Here is a 17,167-nt window from a genome sequence, read left to right on the forward strand (position 1 = left end):
GGGGATCAGGGCTTGTCGCAGGAGTCGTTGAGACCGGCCATGCCGGCCAGTTTTTGCATGCTGCTGCGCTGGCTCAGGCAAGCCTGGTGCCTGGCTTCGCCGGCCTTGGTCTGGGCCAGCAGCAAGGCCTTGGCACGCTCGGCCTGCAACTGGGCAATGCGCTCGCGGATCTGCGGCATCAGCGCGGCGGCAGCCTTCTCGCCTTCGACGATGGCGTTGGCACGCTGGCCGAAGTCGGCCGCGCCGATATCGAGCACCTTGGGCCGAACGATGATGTCGGCCCGGGCCAGCTCGGCCTGGCCCAGCTTCTGGCCCATGATGGCAATCGACTGGTTGAGCGCGCTCAGCATGTTCTCGGGCGCCTTGCCGCGTGCCTTGTTGGAGATATCCACGGCAATCACGATATCGGCGCCCAGATTGCGCACCGCATCCACCGGCACGGGGCTGACGATGCCGCCGTCGACAAAGTGGTACTTGCCAATCGTCACGGGCTGGAACACGCCGGGAACGCTGCTGGAGGCGCGCACGGCCTGCCCGGTGTTGCCGCGTGCAAACACGGTGCGTTCGCCATCTTCCAGCCGGGTGGAGACGACGACAAAAGGCTTGGCCATTTGTTCCAGCGGCTTGCGGTTGACCTGCTCGTTGACATAGTCCTCGAGCTTCTGGCCCAGCACCAGACCGCCGGAAGACAGTTGCAGATCGCGAATCTTGGCCTCGTCCAGCGCCACGGCTTTCTCCTGCAGCTCAAAGGCATTCATGCCGCTGGCGTAAAGCGCGCCGACCACGCTGCCGGCGCTGGTGCCGGCCAGCACCGAAGGCGTCAGGCCGTTGGCTTCCAGCATCTTGATGACGCCGATATGGGCAAAGCCCTTGGCCGCACCGCCGCCCAGGGCCAGGCCGATCTTGATGGGCGGGGCGGAAACCGTGGTGGCCGTCGCTTCAGGCGCGGCTGCGGAAGGGCTGGGTGGATTGCTGCCGCAGGCCGCCAAGCCAAGCAGGCTCAAACACACCAGAGGGCGCAAAAAAACATTCAAGCGCATGCCAGGAAATCCTGCTGTCTATGGGGCGCAAAGTATAGCTGGCCGCTGTTTCTGCCCTGTGAGCATTGCTATTCACTTCTTTATTGATAGCTTTGAGCGTAGTTTGGGCAAGGGGTTCAGTGCAATTTCATTGAAACGATCAGCGACGGTATGTGCCATGTTTGACAGATTTGATGCACAATAGTTTGTATGCCAACTAAATCCGCAGGCAGAGCCGACGGCCAGCATGATCTCTCTCAGGTGCGCTCGCGTTTCGGCCGGCTGATCGGCTCGGTGTATCGCCAGTGGCGTCGGCAGGTGGATTTGAGTTTCAAGGATCAGGGGCTGACCGACGCGACCCGCATGCCCTTGGTGGTGCTGTATGCCAAGCAGGAGGCCATGCTGCAAAAAGAGCTGGCCAAGGCGCTGCATCTTGAGACTTCCTCGCTGGTGCGGGTGCTCGATCAGCTGCGCGCCATGCAGCTGGTGGACTGGGCCTGCGACCCGCAGGATCGGCGTACCAAGCGCATTGCGTTGACCGAGCAGGGCCGTGCGGCGGCAGCCAGCATCGTCGATAAAAGCCTGGAGATAGAGCACGAGATGCTGGCCGACCTCACGCCCGAGGAGCTGTCCGTGACCCGCGCCACGCTGGAAAAAATTGCCAAGCGCTTCGCCGCCATGAACGATTCCGAACCCGGCAGCACGCCCCGCTGAGCACCTCGATAAAACCCGACTTCATGCCAGAGACAAGCACATTGAGCAAGTCCAGCTTATGGACCATCCCGCCGGCCTGGTGGGTGGGCTTTGCACTGGTGGTCGGCGTGATGGGTGCGGCGCTGATCAGCCCGCTATATGCCTTATACCGGGAGGCTTGGCAGCTGCGGGCCAGTGATGTCTCGGCCATTTATGTGCTGTATATGACGGGCGGCCTGTGCAGCCTGCTGTTTCTGGGGCACTTATCCGATCGCGTGGGCTTCAAGCGCGTGCTGCTGGTGTTTTTGGCGCTGAGCTTGCTGGGCACGCTGGTGTCCATGCTGGCCTGGGACAAAAGCAGCCTGATTGTCGGGCGTTTCATGGTGGGTGTGTCCTCCAGCCTTATCACCATCAGCGGCACGCTGGGGCTTACCGCCTTGCTCAGCCGTGACGGGCTGTCCTCGCCGCAGCGCGTGGCCATGTTGGCCAGTTTTCTCAATGTGTTCGGTTTTGGCCTGGGGCCGCTGATTGGCGGGGTGCTGGGCCAGTGGAGCCCTCAGCCCTTGCTGACAGCCTATATTCCCACGCTGATTCTGGGCCTGGTGGGCATGGCGGCCATCTACAGGTTGGAGTTGCCCGGGCATGCGCACCGCGCCGCCCACGGTCAGGGTGTATTGCGCTGGCAGGACTGCATGCCGCGCCTGACCTGGCCGGCGCGTGCAGAGTCCGTCGCTTTCATGTTGACCTGCGGCTTTCCGTTTCTGGCCTTTGGCGTTTTCGGCTTGTATGCCTCCATGGCGCCGCTGTTCCTCAAGCAGATGGTGAGCTGGCACGGCCCGTTTGTCAGCGGCACGGCGATTGCCGTGATCTTGCTGGCCTCGGCGGCCATCCAGATGCTGGTGTCGCGCATGCGCGTGCACCGCTGTGGACGGCTGGGCATGCTGGCGCTGGTGGTCAGCAATGCCTTGCTGATCGCCAATCTGCATGCGTCCTCCACCCTGATTTTCGTGGCCGGCGTGGCCTTGACGGCCATAGGTCATGGCATGTCCATGCTGGCGGGCATGTCCATGGTCAGCCGCATCGCCGGGCCGGACAACCGCGCAGGCCTTTTGTCCACCTATCAGCTGATTGGATTGATAGGTTCGATGCTGCCCATGATGGCCGTGGGCTGGATTGCCGATCATTGGGGCATCGACTGGGCGGTGACCCTGTTTGCCCTGATGGTCATGGTGTTGGGAACGGTGCTGGGATGGGCGTTTGCGCGGCATCCGCGCATGCGGGCCATGGCACAGGAGTAAGTGATGAATGAGGATGGAAAAGACAGGGCCGCACGCTCTTCGTTGGAAGCGCTGCCGCAGTCTGTAGTCGGCGCGGCCCCGTTTGCAGACCGGGTGCGCGCGCCCTTGTGGCTGCTGGTGCTGGTGACCCTGAGTGGCACCATGGCCATGCATATTTTCGTGCCGGCCTTGCCGGTGGCTGGTTCCGCCCTGCATGCCTCGCCCGCCAGCATGCAGCAGACCATCACGCTGTATGTGGTGGGTCTGGCGGTGGGCCAGCTGATCTACGGCCCGATTTCGGATGCCTGGGGGCGCCGACCTGCCTTGCTGATGGGGTTGGGCCTGTATCTGGGTGCCGGTTTGCTGGCCTTGTTCGCTCCCAGCCTTGAGTGGCTGCTGGCTGCGCGCCTGTTGCAGGCCCTGGGTGGTGCGGCCGGCATCACGCTGGGGCGGGCGATTGTGCGCGATACTTCCACGCCGGCCCGCATGACCAAGGATCTGGCCTTGCTCAATCTGCTGACCCTGGTGGGGCCGGGCTTGTCGCCCATCATCGGCTCCTATCTGGCAGAGCATTTTGGCTGGCGCGCCATCTATGTGTTTCTGGTCTGCATGGGCTGCGCCATGGTGATCTGCAGCTACAAGCTGCTGCCCGAGACCAGCAAACAGCGCAGCCCGCTGGCGGTCGCCGGTATCGCCAGTGATTACCGCCGCCTGCTGGGCAATCCCGTTTTTGTCGGCTTCATGCTGGGCGGCTCCTGCTCGACCACGGCGCTCTACCCTTATCTGGCCACCGTGCCCTATATCGTGCATGAGCAACTGGGCTACCCCATCAGCCAGGTGGGCTGGTTTGCTGCGGTGACGATTGTGGGGGCCAGCGTGGGAACCCTGATCACGCGGCGGCTGACCGGCAGCGTCAAACCCGAGATTTTTCTGTATGCGGGTGCTGCCCTGAGCTGCTCCATGGCCGTGCTGTTGCTGCTGGTCTATCAATGGGGCGCGCTCAACGCCACGGCTTTGGTGCTCATCAGCTTCACCATGACCATGGGGGCCGGGCTGGCCAGCCCGGCGGCCCTGTCGCGCTCGCTGAGCTCGGCGCCGGGGCTGGTGGGCTCGGCCGCCGGCTTTTATGGCTTTGGCCAGATGGCCATGGGCGCCATAGGCACCAAGCTGGTGGGCTATGGGGACGATCCCACGGTGGCCTGCGCCGTAACCCAGATCGCCATCACGGCGCTGGCGCTGGCGAGCTACCGTTTTGCCCAGCGGCGCTCTCCAGTCTGATGCCCGCTCAGCGCAGTGCCCGGCGCAGCCAGGCACTGCTCCAGTCCACGGCCATGCTGAGTGCCAGCATGGCAATGATGACGGTGCTGGCCTGGGCATAGTGAAACAGCGACAGCTCAAAGTACAGCAGCTGGCCCAGTCCACCGGCCCCCACAAAGCCCAGAATGGCGGCCATGCGGATGTTCATCTCCCAGCGATACAGCGTATAGGCCAGCAGTTGCGGCGCAGCCCCGGGAAAAGTGCCGTAGCAAAACGCCAGCAAGCGGTTGCTGCCAGCCAGTTGTAGCGCGCGGGCCGGGGCGGCGGGCGTGTTCTGCAAGGCCTCGGCATACAGCCGCCCCAGCACGCCCGAGGTATGCAAAGCCAGGGCCAGGGCCCCGGCAAACGGCCCCAGACCCACGGCCAGCGCCGTGATAGTGGCCCAGACCAGCTCGGGCACGGAGCACAGCACATTGAGCACCAGATTCCATGGCGCCCGCCAGCGCGGCAAGGCCAGCAGCAGGCCGGCCATGGCCGCCAGCAAGGTGCCGACGATGGAAATGGCCAGCGTCTCCCAAACGCCTTGCAGCACCTTGAGCAGCCAGGGCTGGCTCAGATCCGGCGGGAAAAAGCCCTGCACGAACTCGCCCATGCTGCTAGCCGCTTCCTGGGTGAACAGGGCCGGTAAATCCATGTCCAGCAGGCGCAGACTGCCCCACAGTCCTGCGATAGCTGCTATCAAAAATAGTGTGCTGCGCCAGCCAAAAGGCAGGGCGTGCGCGGCGGGCACCGCATCGAGTGCGCTGCGCAGCCAGGTCGAGAGCAGATCGGCGGCCGCTACCAGCAGCATGAAGGCCAGCAGAATGCTGGCGGCTTCGCCGCCGTTGAGCATCTTCATGGCCTGATCCATGAGCTGGCCCAGACCGCCGGCGCCGACAAAACCCATGACCACCGAAGCGCGGATGGCGCATTCCCAGCGGTAGACGGTGTAGGAGGTCAGTTCCTTGGCTGCCTGCGGCAGCAGCCCGTAGAGCAGGGCCTGCAGGCGGCCCGCGCCGCTGGCGCGCAAGGCCTTGGCGGGGGTGGGGTCGGTGGATTCCAGAATTTCGGCATAGACTTTTGCCAGCATGCCGCCATAGGTCAGGCCCAGGGCCAGCACGCCGGCGGCAGGGCCCAGGCCGAAGACACGCACGAATACCAGTGCCCAGACCAGCTCGGGAATGCCGCGCAAGATGGTGAGCACGCCACGTGCCACCGGGTTGAGGGTGACCCGTTCGCGTGCCGCACCGCTAGCCAGATAGGCCATGGGCACGGCAATCACCAAGGCCAGCGCCATGCCGGCCGTGGCAATGGCCAGGGTCTCCAGCGTTGCCAGGCCTAGATAAGCCAGGAACTCGGCACCGGTTTCCGGCGGCAGAAAGCTGGCCAGAAAGTTGCCTATCACCTTGAGGTTGTTGGCGTCGAAAAATGGCTGCAGCGAAAAACCCGAGGTCTGCAGCATGGGCCACAGCAAGACCAAGGCCAGCACCAGCCAGGTCAGCCGTGCGCGTGCGGCGGGGTCCCGCTTCGCGAATCGGGCGCTTGAACCCGACACTGTGTTTACCGGCATATCATCGCCGAGGCAGCAGAGTCCGCCAGGGCTTGAGCGGCTGCCGGGATGGCTGCATGGGCCGCGCCGCCTGTGCTGTTGTGCATGGTGGGCAGAGGCTGGGTCTGGCCGTCAGCCGTGGCATACAGCGCTTGCAGCTGTGCCTGCGTCACCTGGGCTGCAGGCAGGTCGAAGGCAATGCGGCCGTCGCGTATGCCGACAATGCGCTCAAAGCAGCTCAGCGCCAGATCCACGGCATGCAGACTGGCCACCAGCGTGGCCTGGCGTGCAGCGGCTTCCTGCACCAGCAATTGCACGATAGCCAGAGACAGGGCCGGGTCAAGTGCGGACACCGGCTCGTCGGCCAGGATCAGGCCGGGTTGTTGGTAGAGCACGCGGGCAATGCCCACACGCTGCAGCTGCCCGCCCGAGAGCTGATCGCAGCGGGCAAACAATTTGTCTTCCAACTGCAAGCGGGCCAGGGCCTCGCGCGCGCCGGGAATGTCTTGCGGATAGGCCAGCGAGGCCAGGGCTTTCCACAGCGGCCACTGGCCCAGCTTGCCCGCCAGCACGGCGGTGACCACGCGCTGGCGCAATGGTATGGGCGCAGCCTGGTGCACCGTGCCAATGCGGCTGCGCAGAGCTTTGAGCTGCGCTGCCGAAGTGTGGGCGGATACGGTTTGCTGCAGCACCGTCATGCGGCCGGCCGTGGGCAGGTAGCTGCTGCCTAGGGTGTTGAGCAGCGAGGTCTTGCCTGCGCCCGAAGGGCCGATCAACGCCATGTTTTCGCCTTGCGCGGCAGACAGGGAGATGCCCGAGAGGGCCACAAAGCCGTTGGCGTGGGTCAGACCTGCGTCCTCAAGAAGAAAGCTCATGAGACGGTTCTTTGAAAAAGATAGCGGCTGGCGCATATCAGGTAAGCGCTAGCGGGCTAAAAGGCATGAAGATGCCTTGTGAGAGAAATTAGAGCCGCATCACGGCATCGCGCGCCGTGATGCTCTGGAGTGCTTACTTCAGCAAGCCGGCCGACTTGGCCGCCGCTTCGATGCCCACATAGTTCTCGGGCTTGGTGGCGATGAACTTGCTGGCGCGTTGCAAGTCCATGATGGCCTTGTGTTCGGGCTTGGCTGGGTCCAGCGCCAGGAAGGCGTCGGTCAGCTTCTTGATGATGGCCGGGTCCAGATCGCCGCGCACCGTCCAGTTGTAGTCAAAGTAGGTAGGGGTGGTGGCGAACACGCGCACCTTGGAGGTGTCAACCTTCTTGGATTCCACCAGCTTGTCCCACACCGAGGTGTTGAGCACGCCGGCATCGGCCTTGCCGGCTGCCACAAAGGCCACGGTGGCGTCATGCGCGCCCGAGTAAGCCACGGTCTTGAAGTCTTTTTCGGGGTTCAGGCTGGCTTGCTGCAGGAAAAAGCGCGGCATCAGGCTGCCCGAGGTGGACGAGGGTGCGCCAAAGGCAAAAGTCTTGCCCTTGAGGTCGGCCAGGGTCTTGATGTTGGGATCGGCCGTTACGAACTTGCTGGTGAAAACCGCATCTTCGGCGCGCTGCACGATAGGGATGGCCGTGCCGTTGGTGCGGATCTTGGCTTGCACAAAGGTAAAGCCGCCCAGCCAGGCCATATCCAGCTTCTTGGTGGCCAGCGACTCGACCACGGCGGCGTAGTCGGAGACGGGGGTGAACACCACTTTCATGCCGGTGGCTTGCGACAGGTACTCGCCCAGAGGCTTGAACTTGCGCTGCAGCTCGGTGGGCGCTTCGTCGGGGATGGCCGATACGCGCAACACGGCCGGGGTATCGGCATGGGCGCTGATGGTCACCAGAGAAGATGCGGCAAAGGCTGCAACAGCCAGACCGCGCAGCGCCGTGCGGCGAGCGGCCATGCGGCAAGCGAAAGTGTGCTTCATTAAGTGCTCCGTTCAAAAAGCCACCGCCGTCCGGATACACGGCGGTTTAACAGGTCGCAAGCGGGTGGCTTGCGGCGAATGAGAACCCATAGGCGGTACACCGACCGCTGGCGGCGATTGTTACGTATTTGCGAAGACCCCGACCCGAGGCTCGGTTACAGCCGGCCGAAAAGAAGCCCCGTAGCAACGGGGCGTAATGACGAGCTGCCTGGGGTGCGTCAGTACTGCAGGTCGAGCTGATAGATGGCCGTGGTGCCGCTGACCTCGTTGCCCACCATCAGCAAAGGCTTGCCATTGGGTGATTTGGCGGCGGCTATGAAGTGCAGACCTTCGGGACCTAGGTCGCCCAGAGCCTCCAGCGCTGCACCGCTGGGCGCGGTCTTGCTGTCAAAGCTGGTCGCCCAGTTCTCGCGGGTGTTCAGATAGTCGATCTGCTTGGGGGCCTTGGGGTTGGTGATGTCAAACACCAGAATGCCGCCCATGCGCTCCAGGCCCACGAACACAAAGGTTTTGTCACCGATGCTGCCCACGGTCAGGCCTTCGGGTTCGGGGCCTTTGGCGCTGCTGCGAGCGTCCAGTTGGGCGGTTGCATCATGGCCGGTGTTGAAGTAGGTCGCACAGGCAATATCGCGCTTGGCACCCAGCTTGCACTCGGGGCTGGCGATGAATTTTTCAATCGCCGCGCCAGAGTCCCAGACCTGTTTGCCCTTGGCATCCCAGATGGAAATGGAGCGTCCGCCATAGGCGTAAAGCTTGTCGTAGGTCAGATAGCCCTTACCGTCCTTGACAGGGCTGCCGTCGGGGTTGGTCTGGTAGCCCATGGTCCAGCTGACCTTGAGGCGGCCGAGCTTGTCGTCATCGCGGCAGGTCTTGGGGTCGCCGCTGACGGCACCGCACCAGCTGAAGTTGGCGGCATTCAGATAGGCCCCATTGCCTAGTTGGGCCAGGTGGGCCGGCAGATCGTCGCCTGCCCGGCGCAAGAAGCCATCTTTGTGCACCAGATGCTTGATGCGCCACTCTTCCACAAAGCCCTTGGTCACATCGCCAGCGGTCTGAGGCGACTTGGTGCCAAAGTAGGCGGCATTTCCTTCGCCCCAGGCGCGCGCATCGCCTTCGTTGGCGGTGACCAGATAGGTATTGCCGTCAGCAGCCTTGTAGGCCGCAATCGAGTCCGGCTGGTACATGCCGTAGACATTGGGCGCAGCGCTGATGTTGATCACGGGGTTCTTGCCATCGCTGTCCGCAAAGTCCAGCTCGTTGCCCGTAGCGCCATGGTCCTTGTAGCCCAGCGCCACCACATCGGTGACGGTGGCGGTGGCAATGTCCACGATGGCCAGCGCATTGTTTTCCTGAAGCGTCACCCAGGCGGTCTTGCCGTCGGGGGCCACGGCAATGTATTCGGGCTCCAGGTCATTGGCCACATTGGCCGTGCCCTGGCCGTCGGCCGTGGGGCCGAAGATGCGCACGCCCTTGGCCAGCAGCGCGGCCTTCTGGCTGTTGAAAGCTTTGAAATCTGCCACGCGCGCCACAGGCTTGGCAGGCGTGTTCAGGTCAATCACGCTGATCGAGCCTTCGGGATCGATCTGGTAGTCGTCGCTGGGCTCGCCTTCATTGGCCACCAGCAGAGTCTTGCCATCGGGAGTGAAGGTCAGCATATCGGGCAGTGCGCCCACGCCTACCTCGGCGATCAGCGAGAGCGTGTCGGCACTGAACAGTGCCACCATGCCCTTGTCGGTCTTGTTCGCGGCCTGCACGGCGGCGGCTACCAGCCCGCCCTGGACGGCCACGCTGTTGATGGAGGCACCTGCGCCCAGCGAGAGCTTGGTGGCATCCAGGCTGGCCACTAGCCGCGGCGCGGCGGGGTTGCTCATGTCCAGCACATCGAGCGCACCCTTTTGGGCGTTGACGACAAAGCCGCGCTTGGTGGCGGGATCGAAGGCCGTAATCTCGGCCGCGCTTTGCAAAAAGATGCCGGACTGGTAGCTGCCAATTTTGACCAGCGACAGAGATAGCGGGGTCTTCTCTGGCTCGGGTGTTGGCTCTGGCGCAGGGACCACCGGGACTTCGGGCTCGGGTGCCGTCGCTTGGATGTCATCGCCACCGCAGGCCGTCAACGCGGCGGCGGCAATCACGGAGATCAGAAGGTGCTGGCTCAGGGCTTTTGCAGATGTCATTGGGGGTGTGGCAGGTGCATGAAAACCCGCATTTGTATCGACTCCATGTTTCAGTACCGTGAAACCAGCACCGTGTAGGGAAAAGGCCAGCGTGCGGTTCGCGCCACAGTGCGTGCATCGAGGCTTGGCAAATGCCGACAGAAGCCTCTACACTCGCCAGCCTTTACTCCACCTGCGTTACTCGCTCTCTTTTTCGAGGTGCACCATGTCCCGCCGCATTCGTTTCTGCTAAACGACGACGTCACACGCTGATTTCCCAGGCGTGTGCGCTGCGGTGCGCGTGGATTCCTTTTCTTCCCCCTGAGGCGCTTTGCGCCTTCCTCCACCCAGGAGGGCGACGTCGTCGCTGTGGGCGGCCCTTGCTTGGCGTTCTCTATCCGGGTTGCACCCGGATTCCAAGCGACTCCACTTCCTGAGGCTCTGACCCGCTCTTTGCCAGCCGCTCAGAGGCCATTGCTCTCGCCCCACCGCGGCGCTGCCGTTGTCGTTGCTTTGTCTGCCATGTCTTTCGCGCATGGCTTATTCCCTCTTTGGAAAGCACAACATGACTTCACAACATCTATTCAATCTGGACATTCTCAAATACCCGCGCACACCGCATCTGCGTGGTTCGCGCCTGCAAGTCGGTGACCAGGCCGATGCCGTGGCGTACGAGGCCTTGGCCGGTCGGCATATCGTGGTCGAGGAAAAGCTAGACGGCGCCAATGCCGCGCTGAGCTTCGGCGGCGATGGCAGCTTGCTGTTGCAGTCGCGTGGCCACTATCTGCAGGCCGATCAAATGGGCGGGCGCGAGCGCCAGTTCAATGCCTACAAACAGTGGGCCAGGGCGCACGAGGCCGCGCTGATGGCGCTGCTGGATGACCGCTATGTGATGTACGGCGAGTGGTTGCATGCCAAACATTCGCTGTACTACGACGCGTTGCCGCACTGGTTCTGCGAGTTCGATATCTGGGATCGTTCAACCGGGCAGTTTCTGGACACGTCACGCCGTCATGCGTTGCTGGTCGCTGTGCCCGTGGTCTCGGTGCCCGTGCTCTATAGCGGCATCGCTCCTAGGCGCGTGCAGGACTTGCTGGCGCTGCTGGCCCCATCGCTGGCACGCAGTCAAGGCTGGAAGGCAGTGTTCGAGGCGCAGCTGCAGCGCCAGCAGCTGGATTTGCCACTGGCCTGGCAGCAGACCGATGCCTCGGATCTGGCCGAAGGTCTGTACATCAAGGTCGAGGAAAACGGCCAGACGGTGGAGCGCTACAAGTTTGTGCGCGCGGACTTTGTGCAGGTGATTCTCGAATCTGGTTCACACCACAGCGAGCGGCCCATCGTCGCCAACGGTCTGCGCACCGGCGTCGATATTTTCGCCAATACGATTCAAAAAAGCTGGTAGAGCTTGTCTATAAAGCGCTAACAGCTATCAAAAAGATATCAAAACCATGGTCAATGAACTGTGGAAGGAGTTTTATATGTGGAGCTGGAAACAGATCGCGGACCTTGTGCCGCATTGCTTGCCGCATTCCGCTCATGCCGATGTGGACTGGGCAGCCTGTCTGCAGGCCTTCCCGCAACTGGAGCGGGCCAAGACCACGCCGCAAGACCCGGTCTTTCACGCCGAAGGCGATGTCTGGACGCACACGCAAATGGTGGTGGCTGAGCTGCTGGCTGACGCCGACTATGCCTTGCTCACCCATGAGGAACGCGAGACCGTTTTCCTGGCAGCGCTGCTGCACGATGTGGCCAAGTGCTCGACCACGCAGGTCAGTGAGGACGGCCGCATCTCGCAGCCCGGCCATTCGCGCCGAGGCGCGATGGATGCGCGACTCATGCTGTGGGAGGCCGGCGCGCCGGTTGCGCAGCGTGAGGCCATCTGTCGTCTGATTGCCGTGCACCAGGTGCCGTTTTTTGCGTTCGCTGACTCGCGCCGGGGTGTCTCGCCCGAGTTCATCGTTCGCGAGCTGTCTTGGCAGGTCGATCTGCAACTGTTGGTGCTGTTGGCGCGTGCCGATATACGCGGGCGCATCTGCCCGGATGTAGGCAATGTGCTGCTCAATATCGAGCTGTTCAGAGAGCTGGCGCTGGAGGAGGACTGCCTGCGCAAGCCGCGTGCGTTTGCGTCGGCAGAGACGGCGGTGCGCTATTTCCGTGGGGCCGAGTTGCATCCCGACTATGCGCTGCATGAGGAGCCTGGCTCGCGCGTCATCATCATGTGCGGCCTGCCTGCAGCGGGCAAGAACCGCTGGGTGGCCCAGCACCATGGGGCTTTGCCCGTGGTGTCGTTTGACGACGCGCGCACTGAGCTGGGTCTGCGCCATGGCGACAACGAGGGCGCAGCCGCCCACCGTGCCGTGGACAAGGCCAAAAGCCTGCTACGGGCCAAGGCAGCGTTTGTCTGGAACGCCACGCATCTGTCCAAACAGATGCGCGGCAAGTCGCTGGACCTGTGCCTGGCCTATGGCGCGCAGGTGGAGTTGGTGCATGTGGAAGCCGCCAAAGCCACCTTGCTGGCCCGCAACAGCCAGCGCAACACCAGCTTGAGCAACGCCGCCTTGCTGGGCATGTTGTACAAATGGGAGGTGCCGCTGCCCACCGAGGCGCATGGCCTGCAATTGCTGGTCAATGAATGATGGACAGCTGACCGAAAACCGAAAGGGCCTGGATATTTCCAGGCCCTTTTTTTGCGAATGCTGGCGGCCGTCAGGGTTGGCGCATCTCCCGCGCATAGTGTTTCGGGTTGAACTGCGCGACCATCAGGCACACCAGTGCGGCCACGCCAGCCTGGTAAAGCCATCCCACCGTCCAGCTGCCACTGAGCTGCTGCAACTGGGCCACGATCCAGGGCGCGAGAGCCGCCAGAATAAAGCCGCCGCCTTGCATCAGCGAATTGAGTGCGCCGGCCTGTGTGGGCGAGGGTAAGTGGTCTAGCGCTACCAGCATATAGAGCGAGAAGCAGCCGCCCAGACCGATGCCCAGAATCACGATGCTGAGCGTGGGAGCGGCCGTGGGCCACAGCGCCATCAGCGCAAAGCCGACCGCTTGCAGCAGCAAGGCCAGAATCAGCCAGAGGCGGCGATCCGCACTGCGTGCGGCCAGGGCGGGCATGGCCAGTGCCGATGCAGCCTGGGCGATAGAGAGGATGGCGACCAGCGAGCCGCTTTGTGTGGCCGTCCAGCCATGGGTTTGATAAAAGGGCGCCAGCCAGGCCACGGTGGAGGCATAGCCGCCATTCATCAGGCCGAAGCTCAGCACCAGCAGCCAGGTGCGGCGGCGGCGCATCAACCAGGCGGTGTCGCTGGAGGCCGGCGGGGTGTTTTTCGCCGAGGCTATGGTTGAGGGTATGGAGGAGGGCGTAGGCAGGCCGATGCGGCTCAGCGCATACCAGGCCAGCGGCAGGGCAATGGCCACGGGGACAGCCCACATGGCCAAAGAGGCTTGCCAGCTCAACCCCCATTGAATGGCCAGCGGCGAGAGCTGGGCGCCAAAGGCTCCGCCGCCCATCAGCGCTGCGGAGTACAGGCCCATCATGAATGGCACGTTGTGCGGCGACTGGCGCTTGATCAGGCCCGGCAAGATGCTTTGCACCAGGGCCACGCCTGCGCCGCACAGCCCGGCAGTCGCGATTAGCACCGCGCTGTTGGCTCCTGCAATGCGCAGTGCGCAGCCCAGAGCAACCAGAATCAGCGAACCGACGATGGCCTGGCGTGCGCCGAGGCGCTGCAGGGCCGAAGGCGCAAGCCAGCCGCCCAGCCCCATGAGCACCATGGGCAGCAGCGTGAGCCAGGAGAAAGCGCGCAAATCCATGCCCGTGGCGGCCTGTATGACCGGACCTAGTGGGCCTGGAGCCGAGAGAAACGGGCGCAAATTGATGGTGATGAGCACCACCACGGTCAGCCACAGCAGTGGCGAGACGCGTTGAGGATGTGAAGACGATGCGGTCATGAAAATTCTGGCCCAGGGCTGCGGTTTGGGTGATCACGGCTTGTGATCACGAGGCTGCACTTCAAGGGCTGGGTGGCTTGTTGTATTCGCTTGTATGCCGGGGGACTGCTTTGCACAGTACGACGCAGTGCGGTGCTTTGTTTGCCGCACCGCGTCGGTATTTTGGCCCGTCAGGGGGCTTCAGCTTTTTCAGGCGGCAGGCCAGGCGGCATCGCCGTACAGCTGTTCTGCGCGGATGCCGGTGTCGATGCGGGTGATGGGCAGCGGCGGAGGTGTCAGCGACAGGCGCAGCCGCTGGTACGTGCTTTCGCTGGACAGGCCGTAGGGCTCGGCATCCTGGCTGTCGAAGGCAAAGAAGACCTGCTGGGCGCCACCCATGACCAGGGCCGCCAGGCACATGGGGCAGGGGTGGCCGCTGGCGTAAATCGTCAAGCCGGCCAGGCTGGGGTTGGCGCGCTGGCGGGTGCCGGCGCGAATGGCTTCCATCTCGGCATGGGTGGAGGGATCGTGGCTGGCAATGATGTTGTTCACGCCGGTGGCAATCACTTCGCCATCCTGGGCCAGCACGGCCGCGAAAGGGCGACCGCCTTGCTGGCGGTTGGCATGGGCCAGATCCACGGCCTGGCGCATCAGTTGCAGGTGGGTGTTTGGGGATGGGGTCATAACTATGAAATCAATAGCTTTCAGCGCTTATATATAAAAGGCTGGCAGCCTAAAACAGCTGAATTTCGCGTGGTGAGTGCAAACTTTGCTCAGGGTACACCCATGTGACATAGCTTGTGCATGCGCAGGGCGCAAAGCTTATTTGCCCGCAGTGTTGTGTTGGCCAAGTGCCTGCAGCAAGGCGCAGCAGGCCAGTTCCACCTGCTGACGCGCGACGGGGCTGGCGGCCAGCATGCGGGCAAAGCCGTGAATCATGGCCGGCGCGCGCAGCAGGCGCAGGGGGGCACCGGCTGCAATGGCTTGCCGGGCAAAGGCCTCGGCTTCGTCACGCAGAATGTCGTGGCTGGCCGTCATCAACACCGTGGGCGGCAACTGGGCGATCTGGGCCGTGCAGAGGCTGGGCGTGCGCCACTGCGCAGCAGCGCCCTGAGGCTGGCCCAGGGCCTGCCAGTAGTAGCGCATGGCTTCGGGCGTGAGGCCAAAACCGCTGGCAAAGGCGCGCATGCTGGGCGTGTCCTGATCGGGCAGCAGCGGCGGGTAGAGCAGCAGCAGGCCGGCAATACGGGCTGTCGTTTCATCTTGCGCCGTGTCCTGCTCGGCCGCTTGCAGCTGGCGCACGGCTGCGGCCAGGGCCAGATGGGCGCCGGCGCTGTCGCCGCCCAGCAGTACCTGGCTTTGCACCAATGGCAACCGATTGGGCATGCGCTGCAGCCGGTGCAGCACGGCCATCACATCATCTAGCGCGGCGGGAAAAGGATTCTCCGGTGTGCGCCGGTAATGCACCGAGAGTACGCTGCAGCCGCTGAACTGTGCCAGGTGCTCGCACAAATCGTCATGGGTGTTGAGATCGCCCACCATCCAGCCGCCGCCATGCAGCCAGACCAGGGTCTTGTCGCCGGCCTGGCCCGGCTTGGCATAGCTGCGCACGCAGATTTCGCGCCCGCTGGCGGCCAGAAAATGATCCTGGCGGTCTATGCAGGGCAAGGGGCGGCGAATCTGACTGGCCTGCAGTTCGCTGAGCAGGCGTCGGCGCTGCACATAGCCCAGCTGCGGTGTGGCGGTTTCGGCGTCCAGGCGGGCAAAGCCTTGCAGGGCGCGGGCCAGGTCCGGGTCTATGCTGCTGTCTTCAAATTGCATATGGAATTATCAAAATCAATAGCTGAATGTGTATATCCAATATGGGTTTGGAGCTGGTTTGATATCAGCCAGCCTGATTCAGCAAGGGCTCGCGGTAGACCAGCACCTTGAGGCTGCGCTCCTCATCCACGTCGGCAAACTGGGGCGGGTTGGCGACACGCTCCACAAACTGCAGCGCGGGCGCGGATTCGGCCATTTGCGCTTTCAGAAAATCCGTGCCCAGCTCCGGCGCATTCAGGCACAACAGCGCATGGCCGCCGGGCAGCAGCAAGTCCGACAGGCGGCGCACCAGGCGCGCATAGTCCTTGGTGGCGACAAAGCTGCCCTTCTGGTAGCTGGGAGGATCGACCACGATCAGGTCATACGGCCCGCCGCGACCAATCTTGCCCCAGCTGCTGAAGATGTCGTGGGCCGCAAAGCTGGCCCCGGCTTTCACGCCGTTGAGCTGGTGGTTTTGCTGGCCCACGGTGAGCGCGCCCTTGCTCATGTCCATATTGAGCACCTGGCCCGCGCCCGCGCGCTTGGCCACCACCGAAAACGCGCAGGTATAGGCAAAGAGGTTGAGCACCCGCATGCGCTGGGGCTGAGGGTGGGCCTCCACCAGGCGGCGCACCCATTCGCGGCCGGCCGCCATGTCCAGAAACAGGCCGTGGTTTTGTCCGCGCGCAATATGCACCTGGTAGCGGGCGCCGTTTTCGGTCACCACATGCTGCTCGGGTATGGCGCCGGCCATGATGCGGGGCTCGACATTGGCGCCCACATTGCGGCTTTGAAACACCCAGTTCAGGCTTTCGCCGGCCGGTGCCACCTGCTGCCAGCGTGCCTCAAGGGCGGCGCCGATGGCAGCCAGTTGCGGCTCGTCCATGGGGGCAAAGCTGGTGAGCACGATGACGGGCGGGTAGGCATCGAGCGAGATCTGCTCGCAGCCCGGAAAACGTCCGCCCCGACCATGAAAGATGCGCGTGGCATCCGTGGGGTAGGGCATGGCGGCAATGGCGTCGAGCAGGGCTTGCATGGGCAAAGTGCCCGGGACATGCCGTCTAGCGTGACAGCACGCGGCACGACCCGGTAGAGAGTCAGAGGAAAGGGCGACAGTGTATGCAGTTCGCAAGGCCTGCGTGTGCTGCGGTGCGCTTTCCTGCTATCTGCAAGCCGGGTTCAGGCCCGGCGCACATCGAAAAAACAGCTTTCCGTGCCGCCTATTCCTTGCAAGGCGGCTTCGCCTGCGGCGCGGGCGGCTTTCATCCAGCGCTGAAACATCTGCTTGGCGTCTTCGGTGATTTCCTCGGGTGGCGTGTCCTCCAGCCCTTGCACCAGGCTGAGGGCTTCGGAGACCTGCTCTTCGCCGCCCAGTTGTTTGGCCAGCACGCGGGCGTAGCGGGCCTCGGCCTGAAGGCGCTTGTCTTCGGGCAGTTCGGGGTAGTCGCAGAGGGAAACGGTGAAAGTGGCTTCTTGCATGTCCGTAAGTTCACAGTGGTGACTGGGTAAATATACAGTAATAACCTGATTTTGTATCCAGTGGTT

At 63.3% G+C, this 17,167-nt stretch carries 15 protein-coding genes; 5 read left to right on the top strand and 10 right to left on the bottom strand.

Annotated elements, in window-relative coordinates:
• Window positions 1–5 precede the first annotated feature (5 nt).
• On the bottom strand, window positions 6–1,040 hold the full coding sequence (locus ACNAZA_RS09240) for a patatin-like phospholipase family protein (RefSeq protein ID WP_415796267.1): 1,035 nt from the start codon (window positions 1,038–1,040) through the stop codon (window positions 6–8).
• 189 nt (window positions 1,041–1,229) lie between these two features.
• Here ACNAZA_RS09240 and ACNAZA_RS09245 point away from each other — a divergent pair, with 189 nt between their 5' ends.
• The 3 genes from ACNAZA_RS09245 to ACNAZA_RS09255 are packed head-to-tail and all read left to right on the top strand — an operon-like array spanning window position 1,230 to window position 4,267.
• The gene (locus tag ACNAZA_RS09245) at window positions 1,230–1,733 is read left to right on the top strand and encodes a MarR family winged helix-turn-helix transcriptional regulator (protein ID WP_415796269.1); all 504 of its coding nucleotides are present in this window, start codon (window positions 1,230–1,232) and stop codon (window positions 1,731–1,733) included.
• 41 nt (window positions 1,734–1,774) lie between these two features.
• Window positions 1,775–3,010, top strand: coding sequence for an MFS transporter (locus ACNAZA_RS09250; protein WP_415796271.1), 1,236 nt, complete (start codon window positions 1,775–1,777; stop codon window positions 3,008–3,010).
• 3 nt (window positions 3,011–3,013) lie between these two features.
• Entirely contained in the window at window positions 3,014–4,267 is a 1,254-nt protein-coding gene (locus ACNAZA_RS09255) for a multidrug effflux MFS transporter (protein ID WP_415796273.1), read from the top strand.
• Window positions 4,268–4,274: 7 nt separating this feature from the next.
• Here ACNAZA_RS09255 and phnE read toward each other — a convergent pair whose 3' ends face one another.
• The 4 genes from phnE to ACNAZA_RS09275 all read right to left on the bottom strand — a co-directional run bounded on the left by phnE (window position 4,275) and on the right by ACNAZA_RS09275 (window position 9,916).
• Window positions 4,275–5,855 (bottom strand): phosphonate ABC transporter, permease protein PhnE, encoded by a 1,581-nt coding sequence (gene phnE, locus ACNAZA_RS09260; RefSeq protein ID WP_415796275.1) that lies wholly within the window; start codon window positions 5,853–5,855, stop codon window positions 4,275–4,277.
• Window positions 5,846–6,709, bottom strand: coding sequence for a phosphonate ABC transporter ATP-binding protein (locus tag ACNAZA_RS09265; protein ID WP_415796277.1), 864 nt, complete (start codon window positions 6,707–6,709; stop codon window positions 5,846–5,848). Before ACNAZA_RS09265 ends, phnE begins: the two co-directional genes overlap by 10 nt.
• Window positions 6,710–6,842: 133 nt before the next feature.
• Window positions 6,843–7,742 (bottom strand): putative selenate ABC transporter substrate-binding protein, encoded by a 900-nt coding sequence (locus ACNAZA_RS09270; protein ID WP_415796279.1) that lies wholly within the window; start codon window positions 7,740–7,742, stop codon window positions 6,843–6,845.
• Between the two features lie 218 nt (window positions 7,743–7,960).
• Window positions 7,961–9,916 (bottom strand): choice-of-anchor I family protein, encoded by a 1,956-nt coding sequence (locus ACNAZA_RS09275; protein WP_415796280.1) that lies wholly within the window; start codon window positions 9,914–9,916, stop codon window positions 7,961–7,963.
• A 544-nt stretch (window positions 9,917–10,460) separates the two neighbouring features.
• Between ACNAZA_RS09275 and ACNAZA_RS09280 the strand changes: the two genes are divergently transcribed.
• On the top strand, window positions 10,461–11,297 hold the full coding sequence (locus ACNAZA_RS09280; protein ID WP_415796282.1) for an RNA ligase family protein: 837 nt from the start codon (window positions 10,461–10,463) through the stop codon (window positions 11,295–11,297).
• 76 nt (window positions 11,298–11,373) lie between these two features.
• Complete coding sequence (locus ACNAZA_RS09285; protein WP_415796283.1) at window positions 11,374–12,531, top strand: AAA family ATPase; 1,158 nt, start codon at window positions 11,374–11,376, stop codon at window positions 12,529–12,531.
• Window positions 12,532–12,601: 70 nt separating this feature from the next.
• On the opposite strand, the gene ACNAZA_RS09290 is transcribed toward ACNAZA_RS09285, so the two are convergent.
• The 5 genes from ACNAZA_RS09290 to ACNAZA_RS09310 form a co-directional block, all read right to left on the bottom strand.
• Window positions 12,602–13,843 carry a cyanate transporter gene (locus ACNAZA_RS09290; RefSeq protein ID WP_415796285.1) on the bottom strand — a complete coding sequence of 414 codons (1,242 nt, stop codon included), beginning with the start codon at window positions 13,841–13,843 and terminating at the stop codon, window positions 12,602–12,604.
• Between the two features lie 189 nt (window positions 13,844–14,032).
• Window positions 14,033–14,506: a nucleoside deaminase gene (locus ACNAZA_RS09295; RefSeq protein ID WP_415796286.1), complete on the bottom strand. Its 474-nt coding sequence runs from the start codon at window positions 14,504–14,506 to the stop codon at window positions 14,033–14,035.
• A gap of 138 nt (window positions 14,507–14,644) precedes the next feature.
• Entirely contained in the window at window positions 14,645–15,643 is a 999-nt protein-coding gene (locus ACNAZA_RS09300) for an alpha/beta hydrolase fold domain-containing protein (protein WP_415796288.1), read from the bottom strand.
• 64 nt (window positions 15,644–15,707) lie between these two features.
• Window positions 15,708–16,658 (bottom strand): class I SAM-dependent methyltransferase, encoded by a 951-nt coding sequence (locus ACNAZA_RS09305; protein ID WP_415796290.1) that lies wholly within the window; start codon window positions 16,656–16,658, stop codon window positions 15,708–15,710.
• A 143-nt stretch (window positions 16,659–16,801) separates the two neighbouring features.
• Window positions 16,802–17,101: a hypothetical protein gene (locus ACNAZA_RS09310; RefSeq protein WP_415796291.1), complete on the bottom strand. Its 300-nt coding sequence runs from the start codon at window positions 17,099–17,101 to the stop codon at window positions 16,802–16,804.
• Window positions 17,102–17,167 lie beyond the last annotated feature (66 nt).

This window comes from Comamonas aquatilis, assembly GCF_965139575.1.
Taxonomy (GTDB): Bacteria; Pseudomonadota; Gammaproteobacteria; order Burkholderiales; family Burkholderiaceae_C; genus Comamonas; species Comamonas aquatilis.